Annotated in this window: 10 protein-coding genes; 8 read left to right on the top strand and 2 right to left on the bottom strand. The window is 45.2% G+C overall.

What is annotated here, in order from left to right; all coding sequences use genetic code 11:
- Positions 1-12 precede the first annotated feature (12 nt).
- The 6 genes from OL444_RS25460 (at position 13) to OL444_RS25435 (ending at position 10,131) form a co-directional block, all read left to right on the top strand.
- Positions 13-894, top strand: coding sequence for a cupin-like domain-containing protein (locus tag OL444_RS25460; RefSeq protein WP_264728873.1), 882 nt, complete (start codon positions 13-15; stop codon positions 892-894).
- 221 nt (positions 895-1,115) lie between these two features.
- Positions 1,116-2,423: a 30S ribosomal protein S12 methylthiotransferase RimO gene (rimO, locus tag OL444_RS25455; protein WP_264728875.1), complete on the top strand. Its 1,308-nt coding sequence runs from the start codon at positions 1,116-1,118 to the stop codon at positions 2,421-2,423.
- A 172-nt stretch (positions 2,424-2,595) separates the two neighbouring features.
- The gene (locus OL444_RS25450; RefSeq protein ID WP_264728878.1) at positions 2,596-4,389 is read left to right on the top strand and encodes a DEAD/DEAH box helicase; all 1,794 of its coding nucleotides are present in this window, start codon (positions 2,596-2,598) and stop codon (positions 4,387-4,389) included.
- Between the two features lie 136 nt (positions 4,390-4,525).
- Positions 4,526-6,460, top strand: a complete 1,935-nt coding sequence (gene glgB, locus OL444_RS25445) for a 1,4-alpha-glucan branching protein GlgB (RefSeq protein WP_264728880.1) — start codon at positions 4,526-4,528, stop codon at positions 6,458-6,460.
- A 305-nt stretch (positions 6,461-6,765) separates the two neighbouring features.
- Positions 6,766-7,338 carry a toxin-antitoxin system YwqK family antitoxin gene (locus OL444_RS25440; protein WP_264752041.1) on the top strand — a complete coding sequence of 191 codons (573 nt, stop codon included), beginning with the start codon at positions 6,766-6,768 and terminating at the stop codon, positions 7,336-7,338.
- A gap of 1,653 nt (positions 7,339-8,991) precedes the next feature.
- On the top strand, positions 8,992-10,131 hold the full coding sequence (locus OL444_RS25435; RefSeq protein ID WP_264728883.1) for an AcrVA2 family anti-CRISPR protein: 1,140 nt from the start codon (positions 8,992-8,994) through the stop codon (positions 10,129-10,131).
- Positions 10,132-11,073: 942 nt separating this feature from the next.
- On the opposite strand, the gene OL444_RS25430 is transcribed toward OL444_RS25435, so the two are convergent.
- Both OL444_RS25430 and OL444_RS25425 read right to left on the bottom strand, forming a co-directional pair.
- A complete protein-coding gene (locus OL444_RS25430; protein WP_264728884.1) occupies positions 11,074-13,479 on the bottom strand; it encodes a glycoside hydrolase family 31 protein in 2,406 nt (801 codons plus the stop codon).
- Positions 13,480-13,737: 258 nt separating this feature from the next.
- Positions 13,738-14,844, bottom strand: coding sequence for a WD40/YVTN/BNR-like repeat-containing protein (locus OL444_RS25425; protein ID WP_264728886.1), 1,107 nt, complete (start codon positions 14,842-14,844; stop codon positions 13,738-13,740).
- Between the two features lie 124 nt (positions 14,845-14,968).
- Between OL444_RS25425 and OL444_RS25420 the strand changes: the two genes are divergently transcribed.
- On the top strand, positions 14,969-18,097 hold the full coding sequence (locus OL444_RS25420; protein ID WP_264728888.1) for a ligand-binding sensor domain-containing protein: 3,129 nt from the start codon (positions 14,969-14,971) through the stop codon (positions 18,095-18,097).
- A gap of 47 nt (positions 18,098-18,144) precedes the next feature.
- Positions 18,145-18,813 carry a response regulator gene (locus OL444_RS25415; protein WP_264728890.1) on the top strand — a complete coding sequence of 223 codons (669 nt, stop codon included), beginning with the start codon at positions 18,145-18,147 and terminating at the stop codon, positions 18,811-18,813.
- The last annotated feature ends 14 nt before the right edge of the window (positions 18,814-18,827 follow it).

Genomic DNA, 18,827 nt, shown 5'->3' with positions numbered 1-18,827 from the left:
AATTCGTCAGTTATGATAGTAAAACACATAGACCGAGTTGATAACATTACACCAGCAGAATTCAAAGAGAACTATTACAAACCCCGTAAGCCTGTTGTGATTACAGCAGGAGGCTTAAGTAAAAACTGGCAGGCTCATGACAAATGGACATGGGATTATTTTAAATCTGTCGTAGGGGACAAAATGGTGGGTGTTTACAATAATGAACGCGCCGGCGCCAATACCCTGGTAAATGGAGCAGATGACTATATCGCCTTCGGCGATTACCTGGATATGATCCAGCGCGGCCCGGTAAAATTGCGCATTTTCCTTTTCAACATTTTTCAGCATGTACCCCAACTGGTGGAAGACTTTACCTGGCCGGATATCCTCGCTTCCGGTTTTCTGAAAAAATACCCGATGTTATTTGTGGGCGGAGCAGGTTCAATCGCACATATGCATTATGATATTGACCTGTCGCATATCTTCCATACCCAGTTCCTGGGGCGTAAAAGAGTATTGTTACTGGAAAACAAGCAGTCCCCTTATATTTACCGGATGCCCTTTACGGTAGAGAGCGCGGCCAGCTTTGTCAACTGGCATGAAGAGCTCGATACGGAACAGTTTCCGGCATTAAAATATGCCCAGGGGCATACCACGATTCTGCATCACGGCGATACGCTGTTTATGCCGGGTGGCTACTGGCACCATATGGAATATATGGATGGCGGATTTGCGATGAGTCTGCGGGCACTGGACCCTACCTTAACCGGTAAGCTGAATGGTTTGTATCATTTGGTAGGATTAAGGGGGATGAATAACCTGATGATCAAAATGGCTCCCGAATGGTGGTATCACTATAAGCGTAAAAAAGCCCGTGATCGTGCAGAAAAGCTACTGAAATCGGTGCAGTAAATTAGAAAAAGGATTTGTAAGTTGTTGAAATGTAAATCTTTATCTTAAAATTTATAATTGTCAATTCTTTTTATTACCTTTGCACCTTCCTTATTTTAACCCCCACTAAGGCTCAAGTCACGTACAGTAAGTCTGCTGTTTTATTCAATTAGTGTCTGTGTGTCTTCGTGGCGGTAAGCGGGTCAGATTATACCTGACCACATGCTCTAAAACATTCGCGCTTGAAGACGAAAACTTTAAAGAAAGACAAGGTTAACATTATTACGCTTGGTTGTTCCAAGAACATGGTTGATTCAGAAGTCCTGAGTGGACAACTGCTGGCCAATGACATCGATGTAGTGCATGAAAGTGCCAAACGGGACCATAATATCGTAGTGGTAAACACCTGCGGCTTCATCGACAAAGCCAAAGAAGAATCCATCAATACTATTCTGGAACAGGTAGATCTGAAACAACGGGGTAAACTGGATAAAGTATACGTGACCGGCTGTTTAAGTGAACGTTACCGGGGCGACCTGGAATCTGAAATTGCAGGGGTAGACGCCTGGTTTGGTACCATGGAACTGCCGCTGATCCTGAAAAAATTCGACGCTGACTATAAATCAGAGCTGGTAGGTGAACGGTTACTCAGTACCCCTTCTCATTATGCCTATCTGAAAATCGCCGAAGGTTGTAACCGTACCTGTTCCTTCTGTGCCATCCCACTGATGCGTGGCGGACACGTTTCAAAACCCATCGAAGAACTGGTACTGGAAGCCGAAAAACTGGTGAAATCCGGTGTAAAGGAAATCATGCTCATTGCGCAGGAACTGACTTATTATGGTCTGGATCTCTACAAACAACGCCGCCTGGGGGATCTCATGCGGGCGCTTGCAGGGGTAAAAGGACTGGAGTGGATCAAACTGCATTATGCCTATCCTACCAAATTTCCGATGGAAATCCTGGATGTCATGAATGAATTCCCCAACATCTGCAAGTACCTGGATATGCCACTCCAGCATGCCTCCAACGCTATGCTGAAAGCAATGAAACGCCAGATTACAAGAGAAGAGATTGAAGAACTGGTGCAGGCGATCCGCGCCAAAGTACCGGGTATCTGCTTACGTACTACGTTGATTGCCGGCTTCCCGGGTGAAACCACAGAAGATGTGGAAGAGCTGAAAGGTTTCCTGGAACGAATGCGTTTTGACAGAGTAGGTGTATTCACCTATAGTCACGAAGAAGGCACCAGCGCCCATGAACTGGAGGATAATATCTCTGCCGAAGAAAAAGAAAGCAGGGCACAGGAAATCATGGAAGTGCAACAGGAAATTTCTTTGGAGAAAAACCAGGAAAAAGTAGGGAAGATCTTTAAAGTAATAGTAGATAAAAAAGAATCCGGCAGATACCTTGCCCGTACCGAGTTCGATTCTGTGGAAGTAGACAACGAAGTGATCATCAATACCACCAAACGCCTGAAACCCGGTGATTTCGTGGAAGTACGTATCACTAAAGCGTTTGATTACGACCTGGAAGGTGAGCTGGTATAAAACAGGAATTGTTTAGCTGTTAGCTGTCAGCTACCAGTAAAGCGGTTCTTCTCACCATTGGCAGGCAGTACAAGACTGTCGGCCGGTAATCAATAAAAATATTTTCAACAGCGGATGGCTAACAGCTAAAAGCTTTACACAGCTCCCGACGGAGCTCGATCAATGCAAATCAATGACTACATTTGAATCACTGGGCTTACAAGAGCTTATTTTAAAGGGAATTACGGACCTGGGCTTCGTTTCCCCAACTCCCATCCAGGAACAGGCAATACCGGTATTATTAGGAGGCGACCGCGATTTCGTAGGTCTGGCCCAGACGGGCACCGGTAAAACAGCCGCCTTTGGTCTGCCTTTGCTGCAGCAACTGGACCTCAAGCTGAATAAGGTACAAGGTCTGATTTTATGTCCTACCCGTGAACTGTGTCTGCAGATCACAAACGACCTGAAAAACTTCAGCAAATACCTGGGCGATGTGAATACCGTAGCGGTATATGGCGGTTCCAGCATCGTACAACAGTTGCGCGAACTGAAAAGAGGCGTACACATTGTCGTAGCTACTCCCGGCCGTTTACTGGACATCATCGACCGTGGTGCTATCAATTTTGATAACGTACGTTATGTAGTACTGGATGAAGCAGATGAAATGCTGAACATGGGATTCCAGGAAGACATCAATAATATCTTATCGAACACACCGGAAGAAAAAACAACCTGGTTATTCTCTGCGACTATGCCACAGGAAGTGCGCCGCATCGCAAAGAAATACATGGAAGATCCGTTTGAACTGACGGTAGGTAACAAAAACAGCGGTAACGCTAATATCGAACACGAATACTACGTAGTACGTCCCCGCGAGAAATACGCTGCACTGAAACGTATCGTGGATTTCAACCCTGAAATTTTCGGTATCATCTTTACCCGTACAAAAATCGAATCACAGGAAATCGCAGAATCGCTCATCAAGGATGGCTATAATGCAGATGCACTGCACGGGGATCTGACCCAGCAGCAACGTGATAAGGTAATGAAACGTTTCCGTGAAAGAGCGCTGCAGGTGCTGGTAGCAACGGATGTTGCCGCACGTGGTATCGACGTTGACAACGTTACACACGTTATCAACTACGACTTACCGGATGACGTAGAAAACTACACCCACAGAAGTGGCCGTACCGGTCGTGCCGGTAAATCAGGTATCTCTATTGCTATTATCAGCAGCCGGGATATCGGAAAAATCCGCCAGATCGAACGCGTGAGCGGTAAGAAATTTACAAAAGCAGAAGTACCCGATGGCTTTGCAGTATGCGAAAAGCAACTGTTCGGTCTCGTACATAAAGTACATAACGTAACTGTAAACGAAGAGCAGATTGAACCTTACCTGGAACGCATATACGAAGAGTTTGCAACCATGAGCAAGGAAGAACTGATCAAACGTTTTGCGTCCCTGGAGTTTAACCAGTTCCTGGAGTACTACCAGGATGCACCGGATCTGAATGCCAAAGACGACAGACGTTCTTCTGTGGGAGATGATGGCAGCCGCGGCAGCCGTAACAACGGTAAGTTTACCCGTCTGTTCATCAACCTGGGTTCAGTAGATGATTTCAACCGGGGCGATATGCTGCGCTACCTGTGCGACAACACAGGCGTACGTGGTAACAAGATCGGCAGAATTGATCTGAAAGGTGTTTACTCTTTCTTTGAAGTGGAAAATGACGAACTTGAAAAGGTAACGCAGGCATTCAAGAAAGTAGAATACAACGGCCGCAGTGTACGGATCGAAATGTCTCAGGACGGCGATAAACGTGCCCGTACAGGTGGTGGCGATCGTGGTCCGCGCAGAGAAGACGGCACACGTAAAAGAAGCTGGAACGGAGAAGGCGGCAGCCGTCCGGGCGGTGGATACCGCGGTGGCGACAAACGTGAGTCTTCCGGTGGTGGCAGCAAACCTCCATTCAAGCGTAAATACTAATCTCATTTTAACCGTAATAGAGTAGAAAGGTGTCCTTAGGGGCACCTTTTTATTTTTACAGGCATCTGTCAGAACTATCCCGCTGTTTACAAAATTTAAACTATCTTGTTAGGTAAGACCCAATTCACACGTTATTATGATCGGAAATATTAATCGTACTTTACAGGTCGTTGAACCCTTTTCCCTATTCTCATCCGGTGATATAACCCTGTTTCAGGCCGGCTCTCACTACCGGCTATACGAAAAGTTTGGCGCGCACCCTGTAGAATATGAAGGGGCACAAGGTACCTATTTTGCAGTGTGGGCTCCGGATGCCGCATTTGTAGCCGTTATGGGCGACTTTAACGGATGGGATCATTACAGTCATACCCTGTTTCCACGTTGGGATAGTTCCGGTATCTGGGAAGGTTTTGTTCCCGGTGTACAACCCGGTTTCCTGTACAAGTATTTTATCCGGTCGCATAATGGGGAAGAGCTGGAAAAAGGCGACCCGTTTGCTTTTTACTGGGAAGTACGCCCCAAAACTGCCGCCATTGTACATGCGCTGGATTACGAATGGGATGATAAAAAATGGATGAGCCACCGCGGCCAGCACAACTCCCTGAAAAGTCCCTATGCTGTTTATGAAGTACACCTCGCTTCCTGGCGCCGCCCGGACCCCCTGAACCCCGAAGCCGTATATTCCTACCAGGAAATCGCTGATATGCTGGTACCTTATGTAAAGGAAATGGGATTTACCCATGTGGAGCTGATGCCGGTGATGGAGCATCCTTTTGATGGTTCCTGGGGATATCAGCTAACCGGCTATTTTGCTGCTACCGCCCGGCATGGTACGCCGCAGGACCTGATGGAAATGATAGAAGCCTTTCACCTGGCAGGTATTGGCGTCATTCTGGACTGGGTACCTTCCCATTTTCCGGGAGATGCCCACGGGTTGTTCCGTTTCGATGGATCACATACGTACGAGTATGCGGATATGCGTAAGGGGTATCATCCTGATTGGAACAGTTATATTTTCAACTATGGCCGCAATGAAGTAAGGTCTTTTTTGATCAGTAATGCTATTTTCTGGTTAGATAAATTTCATGCAGATGGTTTACGGGTAGATGCCGTAGCCTCGATGATTCACCTGGATTATTCCCGGCCGCGCGGTGCATGGGAACCGAATGAGCTGGGTGGTAATGAAAACCTGGAAGCGATCAGTTTTCTCAAAAAACTGAACGAAACGGTATATGCCCTGTTCCCCGATGTACAAACCATTGCAGAAGATTCTACTGCTCATTTCGGTGTGTCCAGACCAACTTTTATGGGCGGACTTGGATTTGGGATGAAGTGGATGATGGGATGGATGAATGATACCCTGGAATATTTCAAAAAAGATCCTATTCACCGGAAATGGTATCAGCATGATGTTACCTTTAGCCTGGTATATGCCTATGGAGAAAATTATATGCTGCCGTTCAGCCATGATGAAGTGGTGCACGGCAAGTCGCCGCTGATCTATAAGATGCCAGGCGATGAATGGCAGAAGTTTGCCAATCTGCGACTGATGTACAGTTATATGTACACACATCCGGGTACGAAGTTGTTGTTTATGGGAGATGAGTTCGGACAGACATCTGAATGGAATTATCAGGGAGAGCTGGATTGGCATCTCCTGAAATTCAATCCCCATAAAGGATTGCAGGATTTTGTGAAAGACGTGAATCAGTTGTATACAACTACGCCGGCATTGTATGAACAGCAGTTTGATATGGCGGGATTTGAATGGATCACGGTGAATGATTATGATAACTGTGTACTGGCATATCTGCGGAAAGGCCAGGAGCCGGAAGATACACTGCTTATTGTATTGAATATGACCCCGGTAGTACGGGAACACTATATGGTAGGTATCCCCGGAGATGGCCGCTGGGAGGAAGTCTTGAACAGTGATGCGCCCCGGTATTACGGAAGTGGTGTGGTCAACACGGGTATATTAAGACCGGTAAAGCAGGTCTATAACGGCAAAGACTATACGCTAACATTGCGGTTGCCGCCATTAGGTGCTACTATTTTAAAACGGATTTAAAACGAATGATAACCGGGCCGCTCATAACGGTCTGTTGTACGTACACAGGTGATTGCTGAAAAGTAATCACCTGTGGTGTATATACCCGTTTGTCAGGGGGAGTGGAGATATGGCTATTGAATATGGCTGACCAATACACGGCTCACTGCAGGGAATAGCCGGGGGCCGGATGAAAACGATTCAGGGATAAGCTGTTAGGTCATTAGGAAGGTTTTAACTTTTTATACATACTAAAAATACATAACTTGTGTAACAGCAATGATCCGTTATTTATGCAAAAATGGTGTTTATATATCCTCTTACAGTTGATAGTTGTAAGCGGGATCGCTCAGGGAAAAATCAATCAGAAAGACGCGCAGCAGCGTAAGCAGGGGCGTTGGATAGAGGAAGTAGGAGAGATCCGGGGCGAACCGGGCTTTTCCTGGGAAGGGGATTATCGTAATGGACGTAAGGAAGGGGTGTGGAAGAAAACATCCGCAGGGGGCAACCTGATTGCGGAGGAGACTTATAAGAACAATGTCCTGGATGGCTATTGCAGGTACTATTATCCCAATGGCAAGCGCAGTGAAGAGGGATTATTTATTGCCACGGAAATAGAAGGGCAGCGGGATACGATCCAGATCATAGATCCGATTACCGGTGCAGAAACACCTACAGAGATTATCCGGAAGGGCAACTCGGTGAGACATGGCACCTGGAAATTGTATGATGAAGAAACCGGTAAAATGGAGAAGGCTTATTTTAACCGGGGTGAGACGACAACAGCCGGAGAGCTGGGCGACAGCGACAGTACAGCAGTAGCGCCGGCTGCCGCCAAACCGGCACCTTTGCGTTTGCCCCATGAAGCCGCAGGAAAGTCGCGCAAGAAGGGCCAGTAAAATGAACGCGCTGGTGGCTAAAATGAACAAAAAGAATTATCTGTTTTGTTTTTTTAGTTGTAATTTCATGAAACGAGGATGTGATCATACAACCCCAATGTTGAGCACTAAGCTATTGCGTTAATTTTTTAATTTGTTTGTATGAAAAGCCTGAGTATTAATCACGCGGATAATCAAAATGAGTTACATGGAATAGACTATACCAGTGACCGGATGGAAATCCTGTTTAGGGCTATTTTTATCTTTTTTGTTTTTTGTGCCCTGATGTCTATTTTCTATTTATCTATTTTTTATTGAGTAAGCACCAGGAGGTGTTTTTTTGCGGGTAGTCATGGAATGTAGCTATCAATAGATAGGGCTGCTGTATTATAATGTAACAGTGAGTCTTTATCGATGGGATAGTACTATAGGCTAATGATTGTCTGTGCGACAATATTTACACTACTTCCTTTTTGAGTTTAAGTGAATAGATGTAGTAAGGTGATGAATCTTACCGATTAGCTGTTATTGTTTTGATGTTAGCTGTTATTGTTTTCTGTTATTCTTTTCTGTTATTGTTTTATAATGATGCATGATAGGCATGATGGTATGCTTTATGAATTGCAGCAGACCGGTAGTTTGCTGGTGGTTGAAAAATGTTTGATTTCCCCTCTTCTTTGTTGTTTCCATGGATAGTCGGTTGAAGTGAAAAAGTAAGCGTCACCTGTTATAGGCTGATAATGGGAGATGATTGGCTGTGTGTTGAGGGTATTTTGATGTAGGCTTATTATTGGTATAACAAGAGGAGCTACGTTGATGTTGGGATAGAGAACAAGAACAGATTGTTATGAGAGACCAGTTGTAGTGATGGGGCAGGGCGATATTTGGAACCATGATATTGATATTGTTTTTCGGCTTCCAACAAGTGTATTGGGGTAAGTATCTGTCGGCTGTTTAATAGCGTCGGTCTTCCTTTTGAAGTCAGGTAGCAGCTGATTTATGCAATTGTATTGCTGGCTTGATCGTATTATTATTCTATTTTGAAACCAGGCAGTTAACCAATTGTTCTAACATGGGTATGTGCATCAAAAGAGCGCTATTTATTTTTGAAGGCAAACAAAAGTCTTATTAGAAGCATATTCCCCAATGCTCTGAATGCGTTATAACTTTGAGCGACAATATGTCAATTTATCGATGTTTATATAGAGACTATCAATATTCCTTTTGTAAGATCACATAATAACAACAGCGCGATAGGTGATGCTGGTGAATTTCCTTCATGGTCAATATTTTACTATGAACGAATGTATTAAAATGTCGTTGTTGCTTTTTGAAGGTAAACAAAACCTTATTAGAAAAATATCTCCTCATACCTTGTATGCACCCTCTCTTTGGACGACAACATGATAATTTTTCTCTCTTTATCTTTATTCTAGCGACTATCAATATTCCTTTTGTAAGATCACATAATAGCAACAGCGCAATAAGTGATGCTGGTGAGCTCCTCCATTACCATTATAATTCTGGCTGGAACAAGCAGCAAATGTAAACAACCGGATGATGGACGGAGTGTGTTCACAGCGACAGTATTGAACCTGTATACTGTAAATGGAAACTTTCGTATTTTTATAAGAATCGCCATTTTATCAAACTATTGAAACGCCCTGTTATCAAATGACGGAAGAAGCACTATCGTATTATTTCCCCTATACCATCGACAAACAGCATCACTTCAGACATTTCGTTGAGCAAGGCCGTGATGCATTTTGCAAAAGACATGTACCCGGTTATGATGGTACAAATGTGGGGGAGTTTCTATACAACAAATCTGGTTTAAGTAAGGAGGAGATACATGATTTTGAGTATTTGTATGAAAACTATGCCCATTGGGAGGAATGGTTTAAAAATGGGAAAAACATCTTCTCATTTCAGCAAGCACTGTTATCATTGCTCGACAAAACAGATGTCAGTGAAATAACACCAGACAAGTTTCATTTACCCTATGACACTTTTTATCTGTCACTTAAACCACTGCATATTAAGATTGCCAATGGGAGAGAGGAAGTGATTGAAGGGGTTTATATTGACCATAATATCTGGAATGGACATGGAGAGCATCCGGAGGGATACTGTGATTTATCTTTTTATTTTGTCGGGAATTTTAAACAACTTTTCCTGGAGTATATTCCACATGTGAAAAGCCGGCTTGAGGATACATCTGGTGCATATGATGAGCTGCCTGTAGGTAGTTTCTGGAATGTGTGGCTATCATTTGAAAAAAAAGAAGGTAGAGAAAATGTTAAACAAGCGGTCGCGCATTTTATACAAAATTTGCAGGCGGAGATATTACCGAAAGAACATTCACTGGAAAGTGGTGCGGATACAGATTTTTATAATGCAACAGTTGAGTTGTTAACGAATACGATCAACCTGGTCATAAATTGCTTGTTATATCTTTCTCAGCCTACCGAAAAGGTGGAGGTAGAAAAAAGATTTCCTACCGGATTACCAGGTAATTTTGATAAGCAATTATCGTTTGCGAAGACGGATAAAGAAACAAAAAAAATCGAGGAAAAGATTAACCAGCTGGGGTTCACCAAAATCAGATATGTTGGCCAATCTTTCAAAAGAACAGTCGTTGCAGCTACAGCAGATGCAACGGTGAAAGCACATTGGAGACGGGGACATTGGCGAAATCAGAAATTTGGAGAGAAGTTATTGCAGGATAAAATGATCTGGATTATGCCAACAATTGTCAACAGTCATATCGGAGATCCTTTAAAGGGGCATATTTACGATATAGAAGAAAAATAAAACAATCTGTCAGCAGCTTGTTTTTGAATAGTGAGACCTATGGCGCTTATGGGATCGCATGCCTGTAGGTTTTCTCATTTCCCGAATAGTATCTATCATGTATTGTTCCAATTTTTCCGTTTTTGTCATGCTTATATTCCTTCAGGAACTAAAATAAAGCATCAGCTGGTAACCAAAGTGGTATTAAATAAATCGTGTGAATACCCAATATGCAGGCAGGTAGAAAGGTCTGGTTAATCTTATTTGATGTCAACGGAAATATCTACTACCTGTTTTATACTGGTAAGTATGCATAACAAATCGTTACTTTTCAAGCAGATCGATAGCTGTTGGAGAGTTATTCCGGATGTACCCGGAATTATTAAAATTGATAAGAAGTGCTACTTGTCCATAAAGGAGTATAGGAATACACCTGAAAAACAGCGCACTGTTGCATGCCCCATTGATCTAAAAAATAATACCGTTATACTATTACGCTTTATCTGGGCGGTAAGCGGGAGAATGAAATATCCGGATAGTATACCGGTTGAGAATGGGAGGATACAGACAATCCCATCGGCAATGGCTAACCAGGCAGGATTCCTGCCACAAAACCCATTGTGTTTACATTAACAATAGTAGACACGGCAACAAGCAACAAAAGGTACTCTCAACAATCTTGATAATAATACAAAGCGGGCATATCAGCCTCCTGATATGCCCGCTTCAACATTACAAAATTGATTTTATATAGAAAACCCCATACAGTAAAGGATTTTGCTAAATTGTCTTGTCGGTATACTTAATTCAATGTTAAAAAATCGTTCATTTTATTCATTCCTTCTTTTACGCCTCCGGACATTTTGTACTAAGAAATTAACCGGTTACTTTCGTATCACTAAAGTTGGCATAGGTTAGGAACCCGGCGCCAGATCTCTATCTGAAGCCTTTTCTTTTACTTCGCTATTCTCCGGCCACTAAGATAATTTCTTCAAAATTACGTACCGCCGTAAACGAAAGGATACCATCCGCTAACAGGTTCTCCGGAAGCAACGCTACCTTTTTACCATCAATGATTACCGCCGTCGGTTGGAAAGGCAACCCATGAACAATCAGCCGGTATTGCTGGTAAGTCGTTTCATAGTTCACATAAAACTTCTTTTTCAGCCGGAACTGTTGTGGGGAAGAGGCTTGTTTAAACCGGATCACATTGTACTGTCCGTTCCGGTAGCCATAATGATCACCAGCATCTTCATACAACAGGCTCTTTACTTCCTGATCGCCGTAATAAACGTGCAGGAGCATTTCAGTAACTGGTATCTGCTGGGTGTACTGCATCACCGGGTATTGGGGCAGCACCGCGCCTGCCTTTACAAAGAGCGGCATTTCATCCAGTGGGGTAGGCACCGTAATCGTCTGTGCACCATTGTACACCTGATCGTTAAAGTAATAATACCAGTTGCCAGCCGGCAGGTAGATGCTTTTTTCTTTCATGCCCGGTTCACTTACATGACTGATCAGCAAGGAATCCCCAAACATAAATTCATGCGTACAATTGTAAGTGGCAACATCGTGTTGTGCAACGAAAGCGAGCGGCCGCAGCATGGGCGTACCCTTGCTGGCATATTGCCAGAAGGTGGAATATAAATAGGGCAGCAGCTGGTAGCGCAGGTTAATAAATTTGGTGACCACTTTTTCATATTCCGGCCCAAAGCTCCATGGCTCCTGGTTAAAGCCGGTTTCGTTGCTGGCGGAGTGGGTCCGCATCAACGGATGAAAAACAGCCAGCTGTATCCAGCGGGTATACAACTCTCCGTCGGGTTCTCCGATGAAACCACCGATATCGCTGCCGGTAAAGGAAATACCGGAAACGGCTAAACGCTGACACTGTACGGAGGCCAGCCAGAGATGTTCCCAGTTGGATACGTTGTCGCCGGTCCATACAGAAGACCAACGCTGTGCCCCGGCATAGCAGGAGCGGGTAATGAGGAAGGACCGGTTGGGCAACAGGTATTTTTTCATACCGGCGGCCGTGGCCTTACTCATCAGGTGACCATATATATTATGTGCTTTCCGGTGACTGACTTCTTCCCCGTCATAATCATGGCGTACATCTTCAGGGAAGGTCCCCATTTCAAATACGGCTGGTTCATTCATATCGTTCCATACGCCGCGCACGCCGGATTCGGCCAGACTTTTAAACAGGCTGCTCCACCATTCGCGCACCTCCGGATTGGTATAGTCGGGGAATACACATTTACCCGGCCATACGTCGCCTTCCATCAGGGCGCCGTCGGCGCGTTTGCAGAAGTAGTTGTTTTTGATACCTTCCTGGTAGACGGCGTAGTCGGGGTCTACTTTGATACCTGGATCTATAATCACCACGACTTTGAATCCCTGGGAGGCCAGTTCTTTGATAAGGCCTACCGGATCGGGGAACCACTCCTTGTTCCAGGTAAAGCAGCGGAAGCCGTCCATGTAGTCGATGTCCAGATAGATGACGTCGCAGGGGATGTTACGGTTCCGGAAGGTGGCCGCCACTTCTTTCACGCGGGTATCCGGGTAATAGCTCCAGCGGCATTGGTGGTAGCCCAGTGCCCACAAAGGAGGCAGTTCCGGGGTACCGGTGATGCGGGTATAGGATTCCGCCACCTCCAGCAGGTCGGGGCCGTAGATGAAATAGTAATTCATTTCACCGCCACGGGCCCAGAAGCTACAGGCATCTTCCCGTTCTTTTCCGAAGTCGAAGATGGTGCGAAAGGTATTATCGAAGAAAATGCCATAGCCAATGCCATGGTGCAAGCCGTAATAAAAAGGGATGTTGCGATACAGCGGATCGGTATCTTTCTGATAGCCGTAGGCATCGGTACCGTAGTTCTCGAGGCGTTTGCCGCGGAGATTCAGGTCGGTGGGTTTGTCGCCCAGGCCGTAAAAACATTCGCCTTCCTGTACCAGCTTACTGCAGTATTGTATCTTGCCTCCTTTCAGCAGGTAGTGTTGCCAGTGATAACCCATTTCATCCTGGTTAATCACTTTGCCTTCGTGGTCGGTGATGGTGATGCGCAGGTTGTCGCGGGCAATGAATACCCGTAACACATCGGTGAAGATTTCGAAGGTTTCTTCCCATTCCCGGATCCCGAAGGTGATGGGGGCTTCTTCCAGGGTATCGCTGGTAGCGTAGGAAAAATCCCGTTGGAAGGTGCCATCGGCTGCATACCGGAAGCGGATGATTTTATCCGCAATCACGCGTACTTCCAGGATGGTTTCCGTTGTATAAAAGCAAAAGTAATTTCCTTCTTTTTTCCATTCCCGGATATTGTCGGGATAGTGTTTAGCGCCGTATTTGCTTGACGAAGTTTCAACTTGCATAATCTCTGTTTCTGATTGCCTGGCAATGCGTTACCATGGTCTTAAATTACACAAAAAATTCACAGTAGTGATATGTCTTTCACGGTGAAAGCGGATAAGTACACGTTTACCTGATAAAATACTGGTGTGGCAAAAAATACCGGGAAATGAATAAATTACTTATTAACTTCATATCATTAAATGTACTTTTTGCTTTAACCTATTTTTACCGGTGCTCCTTTCCAGGCGCACCGTTTTGTTATCGGTCCCTCGCATGAATTATTTATTGCTTTCCAGTACCGCGATCGATTTGCCCGCTAAAAATATCCGGTTTCCTTTTCTGGCTTTGGTGACAACGTTAAATCCTGCTCCGATGGGTTGCCAGTCTTTACCGCCATTATAGGAAATATCGGTGCCGGAAGTGCCGGTAGTCACCAGTATGTGGGGTGTCAGGTAGGCTACGCCCGATTTATAACCGCCCGGAGGCGTGGAAGGCGCTACCCAGTTGCGGCCGCCGTTGCTGGTCAGCATGCAGTTGCCGCTACGGGCGGTATCGTTTTTATAATCGCCGCCTACGGCAATACCCTGCTGCGGGTTCAGGAAGGTAATGGAGAAGGTACCGGTGGTAGCGGTACCCTGCACAACCGGAATCGTATAGGCATGCCAGTTATCACCGCTGTGAAACAGACGGGATACAGTGCCGCCGGTGGCGAAGTAGGTTTTTTTATCCCGGAAGGTAACCAGACCGGTACCGCTCGCCGCAAAAATGGATTCTCCTGTTGTCGCGGCAGGTAAATCCGCCGGCGTATCCCGGTGCCACGACAGCCCGCCATCATGGGTGCGAATAATGGTAAAGCGGCCAGACAGCGGGTCGCCGATGGCGATTCCTTCCTGTGCATTGAAAAAAGACAGCGCGTCAAAAAAGATGCCCGGGGTGGTATCATAGAACGCCCGTTTCCAGGAAGTGCCCCCGTCGGTGGTCAGAAAAAGTTGCGCCGGTTCGCCGGCATTCAGTACAACGGCTTTCTGGTCGTTGAAGGCATACAGCGACCGCCAGTCGCAGCTATCGCAACCCGATACCCGGTTCCATTGCCAGTGCCGGCCGCCATCCAGACTCCTGCCTACCTGGCCGCCGGTGCCGGAGGCCCATACGATGTTATCGGTGACGGCACTGAGCCCCCGAATGCTTTGTACCGGGGTAGAGGCTATAATATTTATATGATGCGCTGCGGCAGACTGCTGGGCAGTGGCAGTAGAAAAATGTCCGGATAAATAAATAAAAAGGACGCTTAACAGCAGGCGGACTATGCAGGGTTTACCGCTTGTAACGCGCCATAGCAGGGTACCTAAGGTAGGACAAATCAGGTCGTTCCGGGATTTCTTCATAAATTATACTATTTATTTTCAGTATGTTATCTGCAAGAAAAATACAAAATAGCTAGAAAGTGTGAAGCAGATTTATATATTTGCAGATCACCTAAACCGGCTTACTTTTATCTAAATCAACATAGTGCTGTTACTGCGTCAATCAAAAATACTTATCCTGTTTTGCCTGTGTGTGCTATACGGTAGCCCGCTATTAGCCCAGGAGAAGCCATATATTTTCGATAGCTACAGTGTCAATGAAGGCCTTTCGCAGAGCACCGTATTTGATATTGCGCAGGACGACCAGGGGTTTCTCTGGATTGCTACCCGCGATGGCATCAACCGGTTTGACGGATATACTTTCAATGAATACCGCTATAAACCCAGCGCCCTGTCCAAGGCGGGCGAGGGCAAAGGAGAACTGGCGCCCCGGGGCTCTACCGGCAACCGGGCGGTCATCAACCGTTTTGACCTCAAAGGCTACAAAGCATTTTCTTTTTACAAAGACAGTCGTCATCAGCTGTTGCTGACCCATAACAACGGGATCAGCATGTATGATAAATACCGGAATAACTTTCGTACCCTCCTGGAAGATACCGCCAACCTGAACTACATGGAACGCGACAGTAACTTTAAATTCAGGATACTGGGAGAAGATACTGCTACCAACTCGCTGTGGGTATGGCGGCCTACGAAAGGGTTGTATGTACTGGATAATACGAGCTATGCGATTAAACGTATCATCCTCTACCCGCCGCAGTTCCGGCAAAGAGGGGTGGTACCTGCTACGGTGATGAAAGATGGCGATACCATCTGGATGAGTGCCGAGCAGGGGGAGTTGTTGTCGTTGAATATAAAATCCCTGCGCTTATCCACGTATTGCCTGCCAGGTGTAGGCAACCGGCCGGTGATGCGTAACCTCAACGCCGACTCCATGATTATTGTGAGTCCGGGACACATTATTGTCTTCAATAAAAAACGGAACAAGTTCAGTGACCTGGCTTATGATGTGAAGAATGAGCTGGGCGAAGCTTTTGAGCCGGCAGTGATGGAGGTAGACCAATACGGCAACGCCTGGGTGGGTGGTAACGACGGTGTACTGATATACAGCGTGGCCCGCAATGAAATCATCCGGCATATTGTAAGCTTTAATACTTTTGAAACCCGCTCCTTTAATAATGTCTCGTTCCTTTACCGGGATGGCTCCGATAATATGTGGGTAGGTACAGACGGCGATGGTATCAAAAAATATTCTCCCCATAAAAAAGTATTTAACCTGTACCGGTCGCCCTATATCACACATAATATGGTGCAGTCGGTGTACAAGCACGACGATGGTAAATTGTACCTGGGGCTGATGCGCGACGGGTTAAACATTTATGCAGAAGGGGGCAAATTCCTGGAACGGATTTCCAATGAACTGTATCCGGGTAAGTTCCCGGCCAACGATCTGGGAGCTATCTGCCGCGAAAACTCCGATCATATCTGGCTCCATTTTTCCAATATGTACATTGGGTTGTTTAATGTACAAACCAAGGCTTTCCTGGATCTGAGCAGTAAAATAAAGGAACTGGGATTACCGTATCAACCGGATCCTTTCCCGTTTCTGTTCAAACGGGTCAACGGCGAATTGTATTTCAACTATGGCGGGCACCTGCTCATGTTTAACAGTGATACACACAAAGGATACCGGGTATCTGTGGTACATGATTTTAAAGATGAGATCCTGACGGCGTATTATGAGGATTACATGGGCAACCAGTATGTGGGCACCAAATCATCCCTGTACGTAAAGCTGGCAGATGATGCCCGCTGGCGGTCTATTCCGCTGCCACAGGGCACGGCGGTGAAGTCGATCAATAAAAATCCGCATAAGGAGTTACTGGTGGCTACCAACAAGGGATTGTTCATTATCGATCCGCAGCACCGCATCAAAATGCATTTTAACAGCTACGATAATCCCAAGCTGATTAATGATTATATGTACGGTGTATTGCTGGATGATAAAGACCGGATCTGGGTAAGCCACAATAAAGGATTGTCGCAGATCAATCCGGTAAGTGGCGAGATTACTACCTTTAATTATGAAGATGGACTGCAGTCCAATGAATTTAATACCGGTGCTTTTTATAAATCGATCGACGGCGAGTTGTTTTTTGGCGGAATTCGTGGGGTAAATGGATTCTATCCGAAAAATTTCCGGAATAATCCTTTTTATTCCACAGTGATTATTCGCCGGATGGAAGTACTGAATAAGCCGTACGAATCAGATACCGCCATTTCGCTGCTGAAAAAAGTAGAGCTGCCTTATAACCAGAATACCATTGCCATAGAGTTTGTGCCGCTGGAATATACCAATCCACTGAAGAATAAGGTACGTTATAAGCTGGAAGGCGCCGACGAAGACTGGGTTGATGCAGGCACTTTCCGTATGGCACGGTATACGAATCTGCATCCGGGAAGTTATACCTTTAAGGTAAAAGGGTCGAATAATGACGATATCTGGAATCCTGCCTATACGTCTCTCGAAATTGTTATTAAAATACCTTTCTGGCAATCGTTGTGGTTCCGTTTTCTTTTGTTATTATTACTGTTGGGTATCGCTTACTATTTTTCCACGTTGTACCTGGATTATAAAATCAGACACGAAAAACTGAAATTAGAGAAGGAGCAGGCAGTAGATCAGGAAAGGGCGCGGATTTCAAGCGATATGCATGATGACCTGGGTTCAGGTTTATCTACCATCCGGTTGTTGAGTGAGGTCGCCAAACGGAAGATCCAGGATCCTGGACAAACGCGGGAGATCGAGCGTATTTCTGAAACAGCAGGAGAAATGGTGGATAAGATGAGTGAAATTATCTGGGCAATGAACTCTTCCAATGATTCGCTGGCTAACCTGATCGCCTATATGAGAAGTTTCGCCGCTGAATTTTTGGAGCACGCGCATATCACACATCAGTTTTATATTCCGGAAACAATCCCCAATATTAAATTAAGCGGGGGCACGCGAAGAAATATTTACCTGGCAGTAAAAGAATCGTTGCACAACGTAGTAAAACATGCCAAGGCCACGGAAGTGATCATTGAAGTGAAGATGCACAAAAACATGACGATAATGATCAAGGATAACGGGAAAGGATTTGATCAGGAGAAAGTACGGTTATTTGGTAACGGATTGAAGAACATACAGAAAAGAATGAATGCAGTAGGAGGAAATGCAGATATTTCTTCTAACAATGGAACAATAGTTTTTCTCGATATCCCGCTAAATTGACATACATTTGTTTTTAATAACATTTAAGTGTTATAATTCCTATAAACATGACGGTATACTCAAAAAAGAAGTCCCAGGATAACATGGACACCATCACTATTGCGATAGTAGAAGATAATCATGATATCCGCACGGCTATGGAATTGCTGATTAATGGTTCTGACGGATATGCCTGTGTTGGTACTTTCAATAATGCAGAAACCGCCGTAGAACAGATCCCTCAACTGATGCCAAATGTGGTGCTGATGGATTTCAATCTTCCTGGTGGCATGAACGGTATTGAATGTATTGCCCGGTTAAAGCAAGAGTACCAGGATATGCAGTTTATGATGCTCACAGTATATGAAGATGATGATAAAATCTTTATGGCACTGGAAGCAGGCGCAAGTGGCTATATCCTGAAGAAAACATCTCCGGGAGAATTGTTGGAAGCCATTCGTGATTTGTATGATGGGGGATCTCCCATGAGTTCCCAGATTGCCAGAAGGGTCGTGGCATTTTTTCAGAAACAGGCCAAACCCAATCCTGCACTGGAAGCTTTAACCACCAGAGAAAAAGAAATCCTCGACCAGCTGTCTAAAGGTTACCTGTATAAAGAAATTGCCAGCAACCTTTTTATCAGCATCGAAACCGTGCGTCGGCACGTGCACAATATCTATGAGAAACTGCACGTACGTAGCAGAACAGATGCCGTAAACAAATATTATAACCGCTAAGCCGGTATACATGA

It is taken from the genome of Chitinophaga nivalis, from assembly GCF_025989125.1.
GTDB lineage: Bacteria > Bacteroidota > Bacteroidia > Chitinophagales > Chitinophagaceae > Chitinophaga > Chitinophaga nivalis.
This window is presented reverse-complemented; position numbering and strand designations above follow the sequence as displayed.

Bases quoted from the DNA above. Each gene is read 5' to 3' on its own strand.
- OL444_RS25460 (WP_264728873.1), top strand. From the start codon at position 13: ATGATAGTAAAACACATAGACCGAGTTGATAACATTACACCAGCAGAA.
- OL444_RS25450 (WP_264728878.1), top strand. From the start codon at position 2,596: ATGACTACATTTGAATCACTGGGCTTACAAGAGCTTATTTTAAAGGGA.
- glgB (WP_264728880.1), top strand. From the start codon at position 4,526: ATGATCGGAAATATTAATCGTACTTTACAGGTCGTTGAACCCTTTTCC.
- OL444_RS25435 (WP_264728883.1), top strand. From the start codon at position 8,992: ATGACGGAAGAAGCACTATCGTATTATTTCCCCTATACCATCGACAAA.
- OL444_RS25430 (WP_264728884.1), bottom strand. From the start codon at position 13,479: ATGCAAGTTGAAACTTCGTCAAGCAAATACGGCGCTAAACACTATCCC.
- OL444_RS25425 (WP_264728886.1), bottom strand. From the start codon at position 14,844: ATGAAGAAATCCCGGAACGACCTGATTTGTCCTACCTTAGGTACCCTG.
- OL444_RS25415 (WP_264728890.1), top strand. From the start codon at position 18,145: ATGACGGTATACTCAAAAAAGAAGTCCCAGGATAACATGGACACCATC.